At 69.1% G+C, this 13,719-nt stretch carries 15 protein-coding genes; 7 read left to right on the top strand and 8 right to left on the bottom strand.

Annotated elements, in window-relative coordinates; genetic code table 11:
- Positions 1–34: 34 nt before the first annotated feature.
- Entirely contained in the window at positions 35–1,702 is a 1,668-nt protein-coding gene (locus C8P69_RS04320) for a hypothetical protein (RefSeq protein ID WP_108174652.1), read from the top strand.
- Positions 1,703–1,924: 222 nt separating this feature from the next.
- Here the strand turns inward: C8P69_RS04320 and C8P69_RS04315 are convergent, their stop codons facing one another.
- Positions 1,925–2,791 (bottom strand): branched-chain amino acid aminotransferase, encoded by an 867-nt coding sequence (locus tag C8P69_RS04315; protein ID WP_108174651.1) that lies wholly within the window; start codon positions 2,789–2,791, stop codon positions 1,925–1,927.
- 157 nt (positions 2,792–2,948) lie between these two features.
- Here C8P69_RS04315 and C8P69_RS04310 point away from each other — a divergent pair, with 157 nt between their 5' ends.
- Positions 2,949–3,620: a haloacid dehalogenase type II gene (locus C8P69_RS04310; protein ID WP_108174650.1), complete on the top strand. Its 672-nt coding sequence runs from the start codon at positions 2,949–2,951 to the stop codon at positions 3,618–3,620.
- A 138-nt stretch (positions 3,621–3,758) separates the two neighbouring features.
- Here C8P69_RS04310 and C8P69_RS23430 read toward each other — a convergent pair whose 3' ends face one another.
- From C8P69_RS23430 to C8P69_RS04300, 3 genes are all read right to left on the bottom strand, one after another.
- Positions 3,759–4,946 carry a hypothetical protein gene (locus C8P69_RS23430; RefSeq protein ID WP_146167285.1) on the bottom strand — a complete coding sequence of 396 codons (1,188 nt, stop codon included), beginning with the start codon at positions 4,944–4,946 and terminating at the stop codon, positions 3,759–3,761.
- 142 nt (positions 4,947–5,088) lie between these two features.
- Positions 5,089–5,526, bottom strand: a complete 438-nt coding sequence (locus C8P69_RS04305) for a SufE family protein (protein WP_108174649.1) — start codon at positions 5,524–5,526, stop codon at positions 5,089–5,091.
- A gap of 38 nt (positions 5,527–5,564) precedes the next feature.
- Positions 5,565–5,912 (bottom strand): hypothetical protein, encoded by a 348-nt coding sequence (locus C8P69_RS04300; RefSeq protein ID WP_108174648.1) that lies wholly within the window; start codon positions 5,910–5,912, stop codon positions 5,565–5,567.
- A 369-nt stretch (positions 5,913–6,281) separates the two neighbouring features.
- Between C8P69_RS04300 and C8P69_RS04295 the strand changes: the two genes are divergently transcribed.
- From C8P69_RS04295 to C8P69_RS04285, 3 genes are read left to right on the top strand one after another with little or no spacing between them, the layout of a single operon-like run.
- Positions 6,282–8,084 (top strand): PAS domain-containing sensor histidine kinase, encoded by a 1,803-nt coding sequence (locus C8P69_RS04295; RefSeq protein ID WP_245901863.1) that lies wholly within the window; start codon positions 6,282–6,284, stop codon positions 8,082–8,084.
- The gene (locus C8P69_RS04290; protein WP_108174647.1) at positions 8,077–8,826 is read left to right on the top strand and encodes a peptidoglycan-binding domain-containing protein; all 750 of its coding nucleotides are present in this window, start codon (positions 8,077–8,079) and stop codon (positions 8,824–8,826) included. The genes C8P69_RS04295 and C8P69_RS04290 overlap by 8 nt, the downstream gene beginning before the upstream one ends.
- A 13-nt stretch (positions 8,827–8,839) precedes the next feature.
- Positions 8,840–9,190 carry a DUF1491 family protein gene (locus C8P69_RS04285; protein WP_108174646.1) on the top strand — a complete coding sequence of 117 codons (351 nt, stop codon included), beginning with the start codon at positions 8,840–8,842 and terminating at the stop codon, positions 9,188–9,190.
- 195 nt (positions 9,191–9,385) lie between these two features.
- Here C8P69_RS04285 and C8P69_RS04280 read toward each other — a convergent pair whose 3' ends face one another.
- Together C8P69_RS04280 and C8P69_RS04275 are read right to left on the bottom strand one after the other, a co-directional pair.
- Positions 9,386–10,465, bottom strand: a complete 1,080-nt coding sequence (locus C8P69_RS04280) for a hypothetical protein (protein ID WP_108174645.1) — start codon at positions 10,463–10,465, stop codon at positions 9,386–9,388.
- 109 nt (positions 10,466–10,574) lie between these two features.
- Positions 10,575–11,228: a hypothetical protein gene (locus C8P69_RS04275; protein ID WP_108174644.1), complete on the bottom strand. Its 654-nt coding sequence runs from the start codon at positions 11,226–11,228 to the stop codon at positions 10,575–10,577.
- A gap of 239 nt (positions 11,229–11,467) precedes the next feature.
- On the opposite strand from C8P69_RS04275, the gene C8P69_RS23755 reads away from it, so the two are divergent.
- Together C8P69_RS23755 and C8P69_RS04270 are read left to right on the top strand one after the other, a co-directional pair.
- Complete coding sequence (locus C8P69_RS23755; protein WP_170118115.1) at positions 11,468–11,608, top strand: hypothetical protein; 141 nt, start codon at positions 11,468–11,470, stop codon at positions 11,606–11,608.
- A gap of 44 nt (positions 11,609–11,652) precedes the next feature.
- Positions 11,653–12,459 carry a hypothetical protein gene (locus tag C8P69_RS04270; RefSeq protein WP_108174643.1) on the top strand — a complete coding sequence of 269 codons (807 nt, stop codon included), beginning with the start codon at positions 11,653–11,655 and terminating at the stop codon, positions 12,457–12,459.
- A gap of 15 nt (positions 12,460–12,474) precedes the next feature.
- On the opposite strand, the gene C8P69_RS04265 is transcribed toward C8P69_RS04270, so the two are convergent.
- Entirely contained in the window at positions 12,475–13,098 is a 624-nt protein-coding gene (locus C8P69_RS04265; RefSeq protein ID WP_108174642.1) for a DUF1254 domain-containing protein, read from the bottom strand.
- Positions 13,099–13,129: 31 nt separating this feature from the next.
- On the bottom strand, positions 13,130–13,702 hold the full coding sequence (locus tag C8P69_RS04260; protein ID WP_108174641.1) for a DUF1214 domain-containing protein: 573 nt from the start codon (positions 13,700–13,702) through the stop codon (positions 13,130–13,132).
- Positions 13,703–13,719: the final 17 nt, after the last annotated feature.

Below are 13,719 nucleotides of genomic sequence, written 5' to 3'. Positions count from 1 at the left end.
CTCGAGAAGCCCGCATGGGGTGAAAGGACGATCCATGGCCCTCATTCTTCAGGTCGTGGCGGGCATTCTGGTGCTGATCGGCGCCGGAACGCTCTATTGGGGCACCGACCCGGCGCTGCTCAGCCTCGGCAACACCGTCATGATCGTCGGTGCGGTCATTGCCGGCTCGGGCATCGTCCTGTTCGGGCTCGGGGTCGTGGCCGGCCAGGTGGCCCGGCTCGGCCAGAGGCTTGATCTGGTGGCCGATGCGCTGGCCGCAGGCCGCCGCACCGAGGTCTCCGCCGCGCCGCTCGCACCGGCGCCCCTGCCGCGCGATGTCGAGGCCATGGCACCGTTGCCGCCCGATCTCGACCTTGGCCTGACCGATCCGCCGCGGCCCGCGGCCCCCGTCATCACGCCGCCGGCCCCGCCTGTCCCCTCCGAGCCCGTTGCCGCCCCAGTGCCGGCCCCCGCCCCCGCCCCGACGCCGGTCCCGCCCAGCCGCCAGAGCTTCGGCCTGCCGCCGCTTACCGGCCAGGCGCCCTTCGGCGTCGCCGCCGCGGGCGTTGCGGCTGGTGCCGTCGCCGGTGGGCTCGCCGCGAGCCTTGGCTCATCCGCCCGCTCCGAGCCCGCGATCGAGGAGCGTTCCGCCGAAAAGCCCGTTCCGTCCGAACCGGTGGCCATCGAGCCCGTGGTTCTGGAGCCGGTGAAGGTCGAGCCGGTCATTCCCGCCATCGTCGTGCCGGACAAGTCCGAGCCGGACACCACCAAGGACGATGACGACCTCGCCCATGCGGTCGAGGACCTCAAGGACGAGGTCAAGGCTGCCGAGGCCGATCTCGCTCCCTCGCCGGCCGCCGCCGAGGAGACGCCGGATCACCTGGCGTCGCTGGAGCGCATCCTGCTCGGCGCTGCCGCCGAGGGCCGCGCGCCTGCCGCGCCGGAGCCCGAGCCTCTTGTCCTGCCGCCCCATCGCGAGCCGGAGCCCGTCGCCGCCGACGATGCCGAGGAGGACGACACGCCTGACGACGACGCGGCTGACGCCGAAGCCGAGAAGGCGCAAGCTCCGGCGGCGGAGCCCGATCCGGTCATCGGTACCGACGATTTCATGGCCCGCCTGCGCGAGACGCTGGCACGGCCGGTGGCGCCGCCCCAGCCGGCCCCGACCGGCGAGCGGCTGCCCGAGCCGGCGGATGAGGCGCGCCATGCGCCGAAGCCCTCGCCGGTTCTGTCGATCGAGGAGGAACTCGAGCGCGCCCTCCAGGCCTCGCTCACGCCGGCCCCGGCTCCGGTGACCGCTGCCCCGGCGCCGGTCGTCGCGCCCGAGCCTGTGCCTGTCGCGCCGCCGCGGATCGAGCCCGAGCCGCCGGCGCCCGCCCGCGACGTGCGCCCGCCCGACGCCATGGCGGCGCTGGCCAAGGACTTCCCCGAGCTCAACGATATCCTGGCCCCGAAGGCGCCGCCGGCCGACCCGGCCGCCTCGCTGCTGGACGATCTCAAGGGCATCTTCGCCGAGCCGAAGGCGTCTCCCAGCCGGCCCGACCCCGTGGTGGCCGCACCGCCTCCGCCGCCGGCACCGTCCACGCCGCCCCTGCTGCGCGAAGGCGTCATCGCCGGCATTCCGTTCCGTCTCTATGGCGACGGCACGATCGAGGCGGATCTGGCCGAGGGCACGACTCGCTTCGCCTCACTCAAGGATTTCCGCGCCCACGTCGGCGGGTGAGTGGGGTCTGATCGGGAGTGCGCAGTCTGCCCCTCACCCTTCCCTCTCCCCGCGAGCGGGGAGAGGGGGCAACAGCGCGGCGCTTTGATCAGCAACGATCGTGCTTGGCGCCACGGTCCCACGTCGAGCGGAACGTTACGGTCCCCCTCTCTCCGCTTGCGGGGAGAGGGAAGGGTGAGGGGCTATAGCCAGCCGTGAACGGCCCTTTGATCGGACCCCCGTTCACACCCGCGGGCCGGCCGCCGCATATTCGAAATAGAGCTCGCGCGCCTTGCGGCCGTACGGCCCCGGCTGAAGCTCGCGGTCGTCGATCTTCGTGATCGGCATGACCTTGGAATAGTTGCCCGAGGCGAAGATCTCGTCGGCGCTCTCGAAATCGGCGTAGCGCAGGCTCTGCTCGACTACGGTCACGCCAGCCTGGCGGAGCAGTGCGATGGTGCGCTGGCGGGTGATGCCATTGAGGAAGGTGGCATTCGGGATCGGCGTGTAGACCACGCCGTCCTTGGCCATGAAGATGTTGGAGGTCGCCGTCTCCGCGACGTTGCCGACCATGTCGAGCACCAGGCAATTGTCGAAGCCGCGGGAGCGCGCCTCACGCAGCGCCCGGCCGTTGTTCGGGTAAAGGCAGCCCGCCTTCGAATCGGTCGGGGCATTCTCGATGGTCGGGCGGCGGAACTTCGACAGCGTGATCGACGTGCCGGTCGGCTGGCCCATCGGCGCCTCGTAGAGGCAGAGGCAGAACCGCGTCGTCTCCGGGTCGGGCAGGATGGCGCTGGGGCCGTCGCCCTCCGCCCAGTACATCGGCTTCACATAGAGCGGCACCTTGCCGTCGAACTTCTTGGCGCCATCGGCGGCGAGGCCGACGATCGTCTCGGCGGCCATGGTCGGCTTGAGGCCCAGCGCCGTTGCCGAGCGGTTCACGCGGGCCGCGTGCAGGTCCATGTCCGGCATCATTCCATCGAAGATGCGCGCGCCGTCGAAGACCGAGGATCCCAGCCAGAAGGCATGGCTGCGCGGGCCGGTCAGGGGCGGGTTGCCCTCGATCCAATCGCCATCGACATAGGTCCAGGTTTTCGACCAGGTGGGCATCGGTTCTCTCCGCACACGGGGAGGCGAAATCTATCGTGTCGCCCGCGGCCGTCACCATGAAATGTCGTGATCCCAGACGCGCACCAAAACGATGGATGGGGCAAGGCTTGCCGCCGCGCGCCACTGCCGCGAAGCTGCCTGCCGAGGGAGACGCGCGATGACCGCCACCACTGTCATGTTCGACGCCTACGGCACGCTGTTCGATGTGCATTCGGCCGTCGAGCGCGCCGGCGCGCCGCTGGGGCCCCTCGCAGGCCCCGTCTCGCAGATGTGGCGGACGAAACAGCTCGAATATTCCTGGATCACCACCCTGATGGGCGGCTTCGACGATTTCTGGACGCTGACCGAGCGCGGCCTCGACTTCGCCCTGGCGCGCCATGGCATCAGCGATCCCGCCCTGCGCAGCGCGCTGCTCGCCGCCTATCGCACCCTCGACGCCTATCCCGACGTCGTACCCGCGCTGGAGCGGCTGAGGCGCGCGGCTAAGGCCACCGCCATCTTCACCAACGGCACGCGCGCCATGGTCGACGCGGCCATCGCCGCCTCGGGCATCGGTCCGCTGCTCGATCATGTGGTGACGGTCGAACCGGTCGCCGCCTACAAGCCGGTGGCGGCGGTCTACGACCATGCCCTGCGTGCCGCGGGCGTGGCCGCCCCAGGCGACATCGCCTTCGTCTCGTCCAACCGCTGGGACGTCGCGGGCGCCGCGACCTTCGGGTTCCGCACCTTCTGGATCAACCGGACCGGCATGCCCGATGAATATCCCGGCCGGGATCCCGAGGCGGTCCTGACCGACCTCTCCGGCCTCGCGGCCGCGCTCGGCGCCTGATCAGCCCGCCGTCGCGGCTTCATACCATCGCAGAAGCACGCTGCGCGATATATCTTGCCGTCTGCAGCCGTCACCATGAACTTCCGGGTTCTACGGGCGCGGCCAAGCGAGGGGGAGGAATGTGAGCATGGCGCAATGTCAATCATTGAAATCACGAATTCGACGAAGTAGTTCATTTCTATTTAGTTCAATAAATTTCTCACAGATATATATACATGCAAGACCTTCATACGTAAAAACTCGCGGATCGTATTTCTTAAAATAAGAGTATCGACCATCTTCATCTTTATGAAGACCTTCGTCAGCAATGGCGAAGCGAGTGTATTCGTCAGCTTCTTCGGCTTCCAAGGCCAATGTAGAGAATCGATCGTCGTCAATTAGCGATATGGCTATAAAGAAAAGCTGAGGCTTTCCGCCTCGAGGAAGTTCGCGACCAAACGCAACAGGAAGAAACAAGAATTGCTTCTCATCAAGCTTCGTCTCGCGTTCTATCTCGTGTACCATTCCCTTTCCTAGTACATGAAGATGATAATTACGCCCAGGCTCATCATCAAATAAATATACACCTGATACTGTGCAATGGAGGCCTCCGTTCGGTAGGGCGCCGAGATTGGGCTTTCTAACACGAATGAGTGGTTTGAGCTCGCGATTGTAAAACATCGCGCAAACCCCAAGTGTGTTTGCAAGAACCGAATCCCGAAGTGAGGTTAGTGTGCCCTTCACGGGTTTTTCTATCGAATTCCTGATTGTTGTACTAGGTCCGAGGGCGCCGCTGTCCCAGTCCATGACGATATTAGTGGCGATCTGATCAAAGTAAAAAGCGGGCTGACAGATTATTTTTGATTCCGTGACGTCGATAATACGTAGAGATCGGTTGTTTTCGTCGGACCCATCTTTGAGCGTTCGGATGCGCCCCAGGGACCTGTGGGCGCGGAGTGACAGATCCCCATGTTCATGGAGAATCGGCGGAAGTCTGTACGGGGTGCTGTTGACGACAACATCTATCTGCCCATCCGTCGCGTCGAGATAAGGCGAGAACACAGGAAGGATGTTATGAGAAGCAAAGCCGGTGAGTTGTCGATAAAGTATCGGCAAATCGGGTTTTGTTTCACTAGAATAGCATCTCTCAAGAAAATGTGTATCTTCCGAATAAAATGGGGTTGTTTTATCATCTATGTCAAATCCGAACCGTGTCGGATTAATGAAGAAAGCCCCAATATCTGTGGGGATATCAATTTTGATTTGCCCGAGGGAGATCGATGGAACTGGGTTTCGGTGAATGACCTCCCGGAACATCCGCGCCGCCCCCCAAAAAAACTTCTTCATGGATGATCCCTCCGAGACGCCCGAGAAGAATCGCGCGAAGCTCGGAGGTTTGCAACCATGGGTAATTACCGCATGCGGCTTTACGACCCGCCGCAGGAAGTTCTACTTCCCGCGCAAAGCGGTTACTGCGCTCGGTGCCTGATCAGCTCGCCGTCGCGGCGGCGGCGTCGCGGCGGATGCGGTCGATCATCGACCGCACGCCGTTGGAGCGCTGCGGGGTGAGGTGCTGCTCGAGGCCGAAGGAGCGAAACAGGCCGAAGGCGTCGTCGGTCGCGACCTCGCGCGCCGGACGGCCCGAATAATAGGCGAGGGTCAGCGCCACCAGCCCCTTGACGATATGGGCGTCGCTTTCGCCCTCGAAGGTGATGACGGCGTCGGGTCCGGGCCGGTCGACATGGGTGACCACCCAGACATTGCTGGCGCAGCCCTTCACGCGGTTGTCTTCGGTGCGCTGCGCCTCAGGTAGCCCGGGCAGCGCCTTGCCGATCTCGATGAGATAGCGGTAGCGCTCCTCCCAGTCATCGATCAGGGCGAAGGCGTCTTTGATCTCGTCGATCGAGGGCAGGGCGGTCTGGCTCATGGGGGGCATATAGACCGCCCCCTCCCCGAAACAAAGGGTCAGGCCGGCCGGCGGGGCGGCAGCGGCGCGCGCAGCGGCGCTGAACCGACGGGAGGCTGGACGCCGCCGAAGGGCACTTCGCGGTCCGCCGGGGTCAGCGTGTCATGGGCCGCCGGCGTCGAGGCGCCGATCAGCTCGCGCTGCACCGTGTCGGTGACGAGGCCGGCGCCGCGGGCGCAGGTCTCGGCATGGTCGCGGCACAGCTGCGTCGCGCCGCGGATGACGGCGGTCGCGACCTCGCCAGAGCTTGGCAGGGTGGTGCCGGCCGATGGCGGCAGAGGAGCCGACGGCGGCAGCACGTAGAAGACGAGGCCAAGCCAGAAGGCGGCCTTGAAGAGGAATGACATGACGCCGTTTCCGGTCGCTGGAGCCCTGTATCCGGGCGGTCGTTTTTGCCTCGAGGGCACCGCTCCGGTTGTGACGATCCTGGCCCGCGAGCCATGAACGAGGCCTTGGCGGACAAGGTGAACGGGCCGCAAATGCATCGCGGAAATTCGATTAAGGTTGATGCACCTTGCCGGCCACCGGTACACGCCAGGGCTGTGGGACGGGCCCGAAAGTCTTTTTTCACCATGGCCCGCAAAACGCCGCGCCCGGTGGAACAGAGCCCCTCGGACCCCCCGGACTTAGCGTTTCCTTCACGCCGCCCTGTCATGGTCGTCGAAGTGAGAACGGCGGATGCCGCGTTCGGGGTGCGTGCGTTGCGTGAAAGCGCGTTGATCCATTCTGTGAGGTCCTATCTCGACGGCCTGGTCCATCCGGCCGCGACCGTGGATCCCGTGGTCTTCGCCCGGCACCGGGCCTTCATCGCCACCCGCATGATTCCCGGCCTGCTGGCGCTTTCCGCCCTGCCGCTCTACCTCGCCTTCAAGGGCGTGCCCGGCCCGGTCGAGACCATCGCCTTCGGCTGGCTCGTCCTGCCCATCGCGATCGCCGCCTTCCTGTCGCGCACCGGCGCCTATGAACAGGCGCATCTGTTCTCGGCCGCAGCGCTGACCGGTATCGTCACGCTCATCGCGCTGTTGTCCGGCGGCCTCTCCTCCTTCATCGTCATCTGGTTCGCCCTGGTGCCCGCCGAGGCGGTGCTCTCCGGCGCCCGCCGCGTCGTCGCGGCGGCCGGTGGCATGGTGCTCGCCGCCGTGACGTTCATCGCCGCCGCGCAATATGGCAGCGCGCTGCCCGCGGTCGGCCTGCCGCCGGAGCACCTGGCCGTCGCCGCCTTCGCCTCCGTCGCCGCGGCCATCGTCTATGCCATCAGCCTGGCGCTCTCGGCCGCCATGGTGAGCCGCACCGGCGAGGAGGTGACCTCCTCCGGCGAGCAGCGCTACCGGCTCCTCGCCGAGAACATGACGGACCTCGTCACCTGCCACGCCCGCAATGGCGCGGTCGTCTTCGCCTCGCCTGCCGCCGAGCGCGTCCTCGGCGTGCCCTCCTACGCCCTGCACGGCCAGAGCCTCTTCGACCGCGTCCATGTCGCCGACCGGCCGGCCTATCTGAACGCCCTCTCCATCGCCGCCTCCCGCAAGGTCGAGGCCGCCGCCGAGTTCCGCCTGCGCCGTGGCGATGCCGCCGATGGCCAGCCGACCTTCACCTGGGTCGAGATGCGCAGCCGCCCGTTGAGTGGCTCCGGCGAGAGCCAGCAGGTCGTGTCCGTGCTGCGCGACGTCTCCGAGCGCAAGCGCCACGAGGCCGCCGTCGACGCCGCCCGCGAGGAGGCCGATCGCGCCAACGAGGCCCGCGGCCGCTTCCTCGCCAATGTCAGCCACGAACTGCGCACGCCGCTGAACGCCATCAACGGCTTCTCCGAGATGCTGATGCACGAGGAGGCCATGCGGCTCGACCAGGCGCGCCGCCATGAATATGCGACGCTGATCCATGACTCGGGCGAGCACCTCCTGAACCTCGTCAATTCGATCCTCGACATGTCCAAGATCGAGAGCGGCCATTTCGAGATCACGCCGGAGCCCTTCGCTCTTGCGCCGCTGGTGAACCAGTGCATGCAGCTGGTCGAGCTCAAGGCCGAGGCCGGCGGCGTCGCGCTCTCCGCCGACCTGCCGGAGAGCTTCGACGAGGTGGTCGGCGACAAGCGCGCCTATCGCCAGATCCTCCTCAACCTCGTCGCCAATGCCGTGAAGTTCACCAAGCCCGGCGGCTCGGTGACGGTCAGCCTGCGCCGTGACGGCGCGTTCCTGTCGCTCGCCGTGACCGACACCGGCATCGGCATCGCCGAGGCTGACCTGCCGCGGCTCGGCAGCCCCTTCTTCCAGGCGCGCTCCAGCTATGACCGCGCCTATGACGGCACCGGCCTCGGCCTCTCCGTGGTCAAGGGCCTCGCCGAACTGCATGGCGGCCGCATCGAGATCACGTCGCAGCTTGGCCGCGGCACCCGCGTGACCCTGCGCATGCCCATGGATTGCGAGGCCCACGGCGCCGGTGCGGTGGCGCAGCTTCCCGTCGCGCGCAGCGAGGACCGGGCCACGGCCGCACAGACCTTCCAGGAGGGACGGAAAATTGCGTGACGCCACCTGGAATGACGATGACCTCGATCCCCGCAGCCCGCAGGCGGCCGAGGACGACCGTTCGCTGCTGCAGCGCCTGACCGGCCAGGACTGGGGCGACCGCCTCGCCCTCGGCGCGCTCGCGCTCATCGGCCTCGGCATCATCGGCAATGCGCTGATGCGCCAGACCGGCCCGCATCCCGCCCCGCTCTTCGCGGCCGCCGTGGTGGCGCCGACCCCGGTGCCCGTCGCCCGCCCAGCCGATGTGCAGCAGACCGCCAGCATCGCCCAGCGTCCCGCCGAGGCGGCCCCGGCGCCTGCCGCTCCCGCCGCGGCCGCACCTGCCACCCGTGGCCGTTCCGAGATCGTCGCCGACGTGCAGCGCGAACTGGTCCGCCGCAAGCTCTATGACGGCGCCGTCGACGGAGTCACCGGCCCGAAGACCGAGGCCGCCATCCGCCGCTTCGAGACCGAGGCGCGGCTGGCTGTCACCGGCGAGGCCTCCGAGGCGCTCCTCGCCAAGCTGAAGCGTGGCGGCCCCGCCGCGACGGCTGCTGCTCGCCCCCAGGCGCCCGCCGCTCCGGCGCCTGCGCCGCAGCGCACTGCCCAGGCGGCCGCGCCGCAGGGCCCGCAATCCATCGCCGACCTCATCGGCCAGAACGGTCGTCCGGCCCAGGCTCCGGCCCCGCGTCCGGCGCCTGCCGCCCGCGAGCGCTCCATCGGCGATCTCATCGCTGCCGATACCGGTCCGCGCCGGCCCTGACGGGACGGCGGCGATGCGCGTCACCTCCGGCTTCTGGGTTTCCGCCTTCATCCGCCGCGTCGGACTGGAGGGCGGCTTTGCCACGCTGCGCCGGCGCGGCGCCGAGGAGGCCGGCGCCATCGCCGTGACCGTGTCCCGCGCCAGCGACCGTCTGGTGGCGCTCTTTCTCCAGGCCCCGCAATCGGTCTTCGGCGAGGACAGGCCGGAGGACCGCCTCTTCGTGGCTGCCTGGCCGGAGATCTTCGTCGAGGAAGAGAAGGTCCGCGACAAGCTGGACCGCGAGATTCGCTTCGACCCGGACCTGTGGATCGTCGACGTGGACGATCGCGACGGGCGCAGCTTCCTCGACATCGCCCGGACCTGAGGGCTCAGATTTCGGATCTTGGGGGATGGTTGCCCCTCACCCTTCCCTCTCCCCGCCTGCGGGCAGAGGGGGCAACAGCGTGGCGTCTGCTCGACAGCGGCCCTGCCTGGCGGCTCGGTTCAGATGGGGCGCGACGTCATGGTTCCCCTCTCCCCGCCTGCGGGGAGAGGGAAGGGTGAGGGGCCTGAACCCGCCTCACGCCTTCGGCAGGCGCAGGCTCCCCGGCCGCGCGACCGGCGTCCTCGGCATCGACCGCGCGGCGACGCTCGCCGCCTGGCGGGCCCCGACCCGGTCCGACGCATCGCTCGCCATGACCGGCTGGTGACGCCCGCTCCGCGATGCCGTCTCGGCCACCGCCGCCGCCTGCCACGAGCGCACCAGAGCCACTGCCGCCGCGCGGGGGATCGCCTGGTAGAGCGAGGCGAGGCCGTAGATCCGGTCCACCGACGTGCCGATCGCCTCATGGGCGAAGAGCAGCATCCGCATCGTCGCCTCGCGGCCAAGGTCGAGGGCGCGGGCGCAGACCACCAGCGGCTCGCCGCCGGGATCACCGGCAACGGCGGCCGCGGTCCGCGTGTCAAAGAGGAAGGTGCGGGTGAGCGCCTCGGCGAGGGCGCCCTCGCGCCGCGACAGGGCGGCGGTCTCGAGGTCCAGCCCGGCGCTCTTCGGCCCGAGCCCGGGGGGCAATGTCTCTCCGGCGAGAGCCAGTTCGGCCAGCATGGTCTCGCGCTGCGCCGTCGCGGCCGCGAGGAACCGCTGGCCGAGATCGGCCGGCTTCGGCCGCCGCGGCGCAGGCGCCGGCAGGCTGCGGCCGATGCGGGCGGCGAGCGCCGTGCGGATGGCAGGATCGTCCATGTCCTCAAGCGCGACCAGCGCGGCAAGGCCGATATCCTCGCGCTCGGCCACGGCCAGCGCCTTTTCGCCGTCACCAGATCGCACGGCGAGGAAGAGGTCGTCGTCGGAGAGGGCGCGGCAGCGGGCAAGGATCGGCCGCGCAATGGCGCCCGCATCCTGCGCCAGCGCGCGCGCCACCACGGTCGGAGTCTGCGGATGATCGGCAAGCTTTTCCGCGACGATGGCGCGGTCCGCCTCGCTCGCCCGCGGCAGGAGGTTCACCACCAGTTCGGCGAAGCGCGTCACCTCCGCGGCCGGATGCTGCGCCTCGGCGACGAACTGATCGACGATCACCCGCAGCAGCGTCGGCCGCACGTCCACGCCGTTCGACCGCGCAAGGCCGATCAGTCGCTGGACGCTGGGAAGACGCGGGGAGGACATTCGGTGGGGATGACCGGTCAGGCGATAGGGCTCGATCCGGACAATAGGCGGGATTTCGTGAACGCTTCGTTAGTGCAAACGCCTCGTTAACCTTTGGCGCCCGGGTCCGTCAGCCCGGGTTCATCAGGCGGGCATCGTCCGGCCAGGGGTAGAGGCGATAACCGGCGAAGGGCTCGGCCGCCACCACGGCGGCCCGCAAGGCCTGCGGCGCATCCACGGGCAAGGCCTCCAGCGGCTTGGATCGGCTCTCGATGAGCAGCGCGGCGTTGGGCCGGTCGGACCCGCCGGTCGGCGCCTCGCGGGTGCGCCGAAGGAGCCGCGCCGTGAACCCTGTGGCCGCTAGCCAGGCCTGGGTCTCCGCAAACAGCTCTGTGCCAGCGGAAAAGCGCCATAGCGCTATCCAGTCGCTGGCAAGCGGTGCCGCAGCAGCAAGGCCGTCCACCGCGACATAGGGCGTGCGGCGGTTGGCGATGCCGGCCATGAAGAGCGGCAGATGCGGGTCGGCGGCCGCGACCTGCCGGTAGCGGGCGAAGCGCTCGCCGGCAAAGACCAACCAGTCCGGCGCCTGGTAGATGTCGACGATGCCCATGCCGCCGCGCACCGCCCGGTAGGAGGTGCAGGTGGTGAAGCCCGCCTCATAGAGATGCGGCGCATGGACGTTCGCGTACCAGCGGCTGAAGGTGGCGAGCGACCGCGGGCCATCCTCCGGCGGCAGGTCGATCTCGACCACGTAGATCAGCGGATCGGGCGTCTGGCTGGTCATCGGCACCTCGTCGAGGGCGATCCCGCCCGGTGGGAGCCGGTCGGTCAAGGTGCCGCGGGGGGCGGCAGCCCTGCGGCTTGGTAACCCCCTGTTAACCATAGCGGTCTCAAATGACCGGGCGCGTCGGCGACAGTCGCCGGGCATGGCCGCATTGGAGGGCAGGCGCAAGGGAGGTCTTCATGGGGTCCGTTCTTCGTTTCCCGCTCGAAAGACGCCGCATGCTGGGGTCGGAGCAGGAGTTGTCGTCCGCCGCCGGTCAGGTGGTGGTGCTGCCCGTCGTCCGGATCGAACGCCATGACCTGCCACCGCCGCCGGTCCTCATCGTCGATCCGCCCCTGAAGGGCGGCGACCGGCCGAAGCGCCGGCGCAGGAGCGCCTGACCCTTCCCGAGGACGGGCTGCGTTCACCCGCGGAAGGCCCCCGCATGTTCCACGCCGCCGTCCGATCCGCCGCCGTAGCGAGCCTCGCCCTGGCGCTCGCCGCCTGCGCGCCGCAGGGCGACCTCGGCCGTCCCGCGCCCAATGTCCTCAATGACGACGTGATGCCCTGGGCTGGCAGCCACGCCGCCCGATGGCGCGAGGAACCGGTCTCCGGCTACGCCTTCACCGATGCCGAGCGCGAGATGCGCCAGCTCGGCTATGGCCTGATGATGCCGACCCATGCCGCCGATCGCGTCAACCAGTTCTGGGCGGAGCTGCGCCGGACCCGCATCGGCGATCCCGTCCATTACGATCCCGACCCGCGCGGCTATTGCCGCACGCTCGCCCGCGAGGACTATCGCTCGTCCAAGGCCCGCTTCATCCGCATGACCGATGACATGCGCGCCGACCGCCAGCGCATCCGCCCCTTCTGCGACAAGGCCCGCGAGGTGCTTGAGGCGGACCGGGTGCGCGAGGGCGCGCTCGGCTACATTCCGAGCCTCTCCCAGGTCGAGATCCGCTCCGCCCGCGACCGCATCGCCGAGAACCGCACCATCATCGCCTGGGTCCGCCACGGCCTGCGCCAGCATTCCGAGGCCTATCGCTGCGCGCTGAACACCCAGATCGTCGCCACCCCGGAGCACGAGGCGGTGATGGCCGAGCGCGAGCTCCGCGGCCTGGAGGAGGACATCCGCGAGTTCGACCGGCTCTGCTCGGTCGCCACCACCCGCGGCGGCATCGGCGTCGAGCAGGCGCCGCCCCGCTACTATCCGCGATCGCCGGCCCCCGACGAGGCCATCATCAGCAAGTGACGCCCGCGCGGCGGTTCACTCGGTCGGCGGCGCCATTTCCGGCGTGAGGATCTCGCAGAGCGCCTGGCTCGCCAGCTGGTCCCGGACGAGGGGCGCAAGGCTCGGCTGCACCGCCAGCGCCCGGATCAGCACGAAGCCCTCCGTCGTCGGCGAGACGAGGATCAGGTTGTCCGCCGCCGTCTCGTCCTCGTCGGTGGTGATCTCGCGGCGCTGCGCCTGCGTCACCACGAAGAGGTCCAGCACCCGCCGCGTCGCCGCCCGGTCGTTGATGGCGCCGAAGGCGAGGCCCGTGGAGGTGTAGAGCGCGATGGCGGTGTAATGCGGCGTCACCGGCGCGCGCACATGCAGCGGCCCGCTCGTCAGGTCGAAGCGGCAGACCGCCGTCTCGAAAGCGGGATCGGCGAGCGGCAGGATCACCGAGGCCCGGCCCGACAGCGTCGTCAGCCGATTGACGGTGGCGACCTCCGACAGCCGGGCGCGGGCATCGTCGGGCGCGAGCCGCGGCAGCGCGAAGACCGAGACGATGTGCACGGCGACGCCGAGCAGCAGGCCGGCGACGATCCAGGGCAGGACGCCCAGCACGCGGGCGAAGCGCTCGCGGCCGATATCGGCGAGGCGTCGCGGCGAGAGGTCGGTCATGCCCGCCCCCCGGTCATGCGGCCCGGCGCGCTCATGGGCAGCTCACCCTGGTGAGCGAGGGCAGGGGAGTGCCGGCGGAGATCGTCGTCGCCACGGCCGTGTCGTAGAGCCTGAGCACGAGGCGCAGCTCGCCGGCCCCGCCGGAGGGCAGCCAGTTGCCGGCGCGGGCCTGGGGCGCGACGAGGACCTCGGCGGCGCCATCCGTGCCGCGCACCACCTCGTAGCTGGTGAAGCCCTGGCGGAAGCCCTCGCGCACCACTGGCTGGAAATCGCTGCCGGCGGCCGTCAGCGTCCAGTAGCGGGCCGGCGGCACGAGGCCGTGGAAGCGATAGGTGCAGCGCCCGTCGAGCGCCGCGCCGGCCTCGTCCTGGTCGGCGACGAGGGCGAGGCCATCGGCCAGCGCCAGCGGCAGCGTGCCGAGCCGGGCCGCCACGGCGCGGGCATAGGGGTCGGCCTCCGCCGTGCCGGCCTTCGGGGTCACCAGCCAGGGGCCGATGCGGAACGTGCCTGCTCCGGTCGAGCGGCCGACGGAGAGCGCGGTGAGGCCGAGGCCGGTCGCGGCCCCGATGGCAAGGGTCAGGAGGAGGCCGGGCAATGCGCGCATCAGGCGATCGTCTCTGC

The organism is Phreatobacter oligotrophus (genome assembly GCF_003046185.1).
Lineage (GTDB): Bacteria > Pseudomonadota > Alphaproteobacteria > Rhizobiales > Phreatobacteraceae > Phreatobacter > Phreatobacter oligotrophus.
The sequence above is the reverse complement of the archived record's forward strand: the minus strand, read 5'-3'. Positions and strand labels throughout refer to the sequence as shown.

Excerpts from the sequence above, each read along its gene's own strand:
- C8P69_RS04275 (WP_108174644.1), bottom strand. The coding sequence starts at position 11,228 with ATGACCAGCCAGACGCCCGATCCGCTGATCTACGTGGTCGAGATCGAC.
- C8P69_RS04320 (WP_108174652.1), top strand. The coding sequence starts at position 35 with ATGGCCCTCATTCTTCAGGTCGTGGCGGGCATTCTGGTGCTGATCGGC.
- C8P69_RS04285 (WP_108174646.1), top strand. The coding sequence starts at position 8,840 with ATGCGCGTCACCTCCGGCTTCTGGGTTTCCGCCTTCATCCGCCGCGTC.
- C8P69_RS23430 (WP_146167285.1), bottom strand. The coding sequence starts at position 4,946 with ATGAAGAAGTTTTTTTGGGGGGCGGCGCGGATGTTCCGGGAGGTCATT.
- C8P69_RS04310 (WP_108174650.1), top strand. The coding sequence starts at position 2,949 with ATGACCGCCACCACTGTCATGTTCGACGCCTACGGCACGCTGTTCGAT.
- C8P69_RS04265 (WP_108174642.1), bottom strand. The coding sequence starts at position 13,098 with ATGACCGACCTCTCGCCGCGACGCCTCGCCGATATCGGCCGCGAGCGC.
- C8P69_RS04300 (WP_108174648.1), bottom strand. The coding sequence starts at position 5,912 with ATGTCATTCCTCTTCAAGGCCGCCTTCTGGCTTGGCCTCGTCTTCTAC.
- C8P69_RS04305 (WP_108174649.1), bottom strand. The coding sequence starts at position 5,526 with ATGAGCCAGACCGCCCTGCCCTCGATCGACGAGATCAAAGACGCCTTC.
- C8P69_RS04270 (WP_108174643.1), top strand. The coding sequence starts at position 11,653 with ATGTTCCACGCCGCCGTCCGATCCGCCGCCGTAGCGAGCCTCGCCCTG.
- C8P69_RS04315 (WP_108174651.1), bottom strand. The coding sequence starts at position 2,791 with ATGCCCACCTGGTCGAAAACCTGGACCTATGTCGATGGCGATTGGATC.
- C8P69_RS04260 (WP_108174641.1), bottom strand. The coding sequence starts at position 13,702 with ATGCGCGCATTGCCCGGCCTCCTCCTGACCCTTGCCATCGGGGCCGCG.
- C8P69_RS04280 (WP_108174645.1), bottom strand. The coding sequence starts at position 10,465 with ATGTCCTCCCCGCGTCTTCCCAGCGTCCAGCGACTGATCGGCCTTGCG.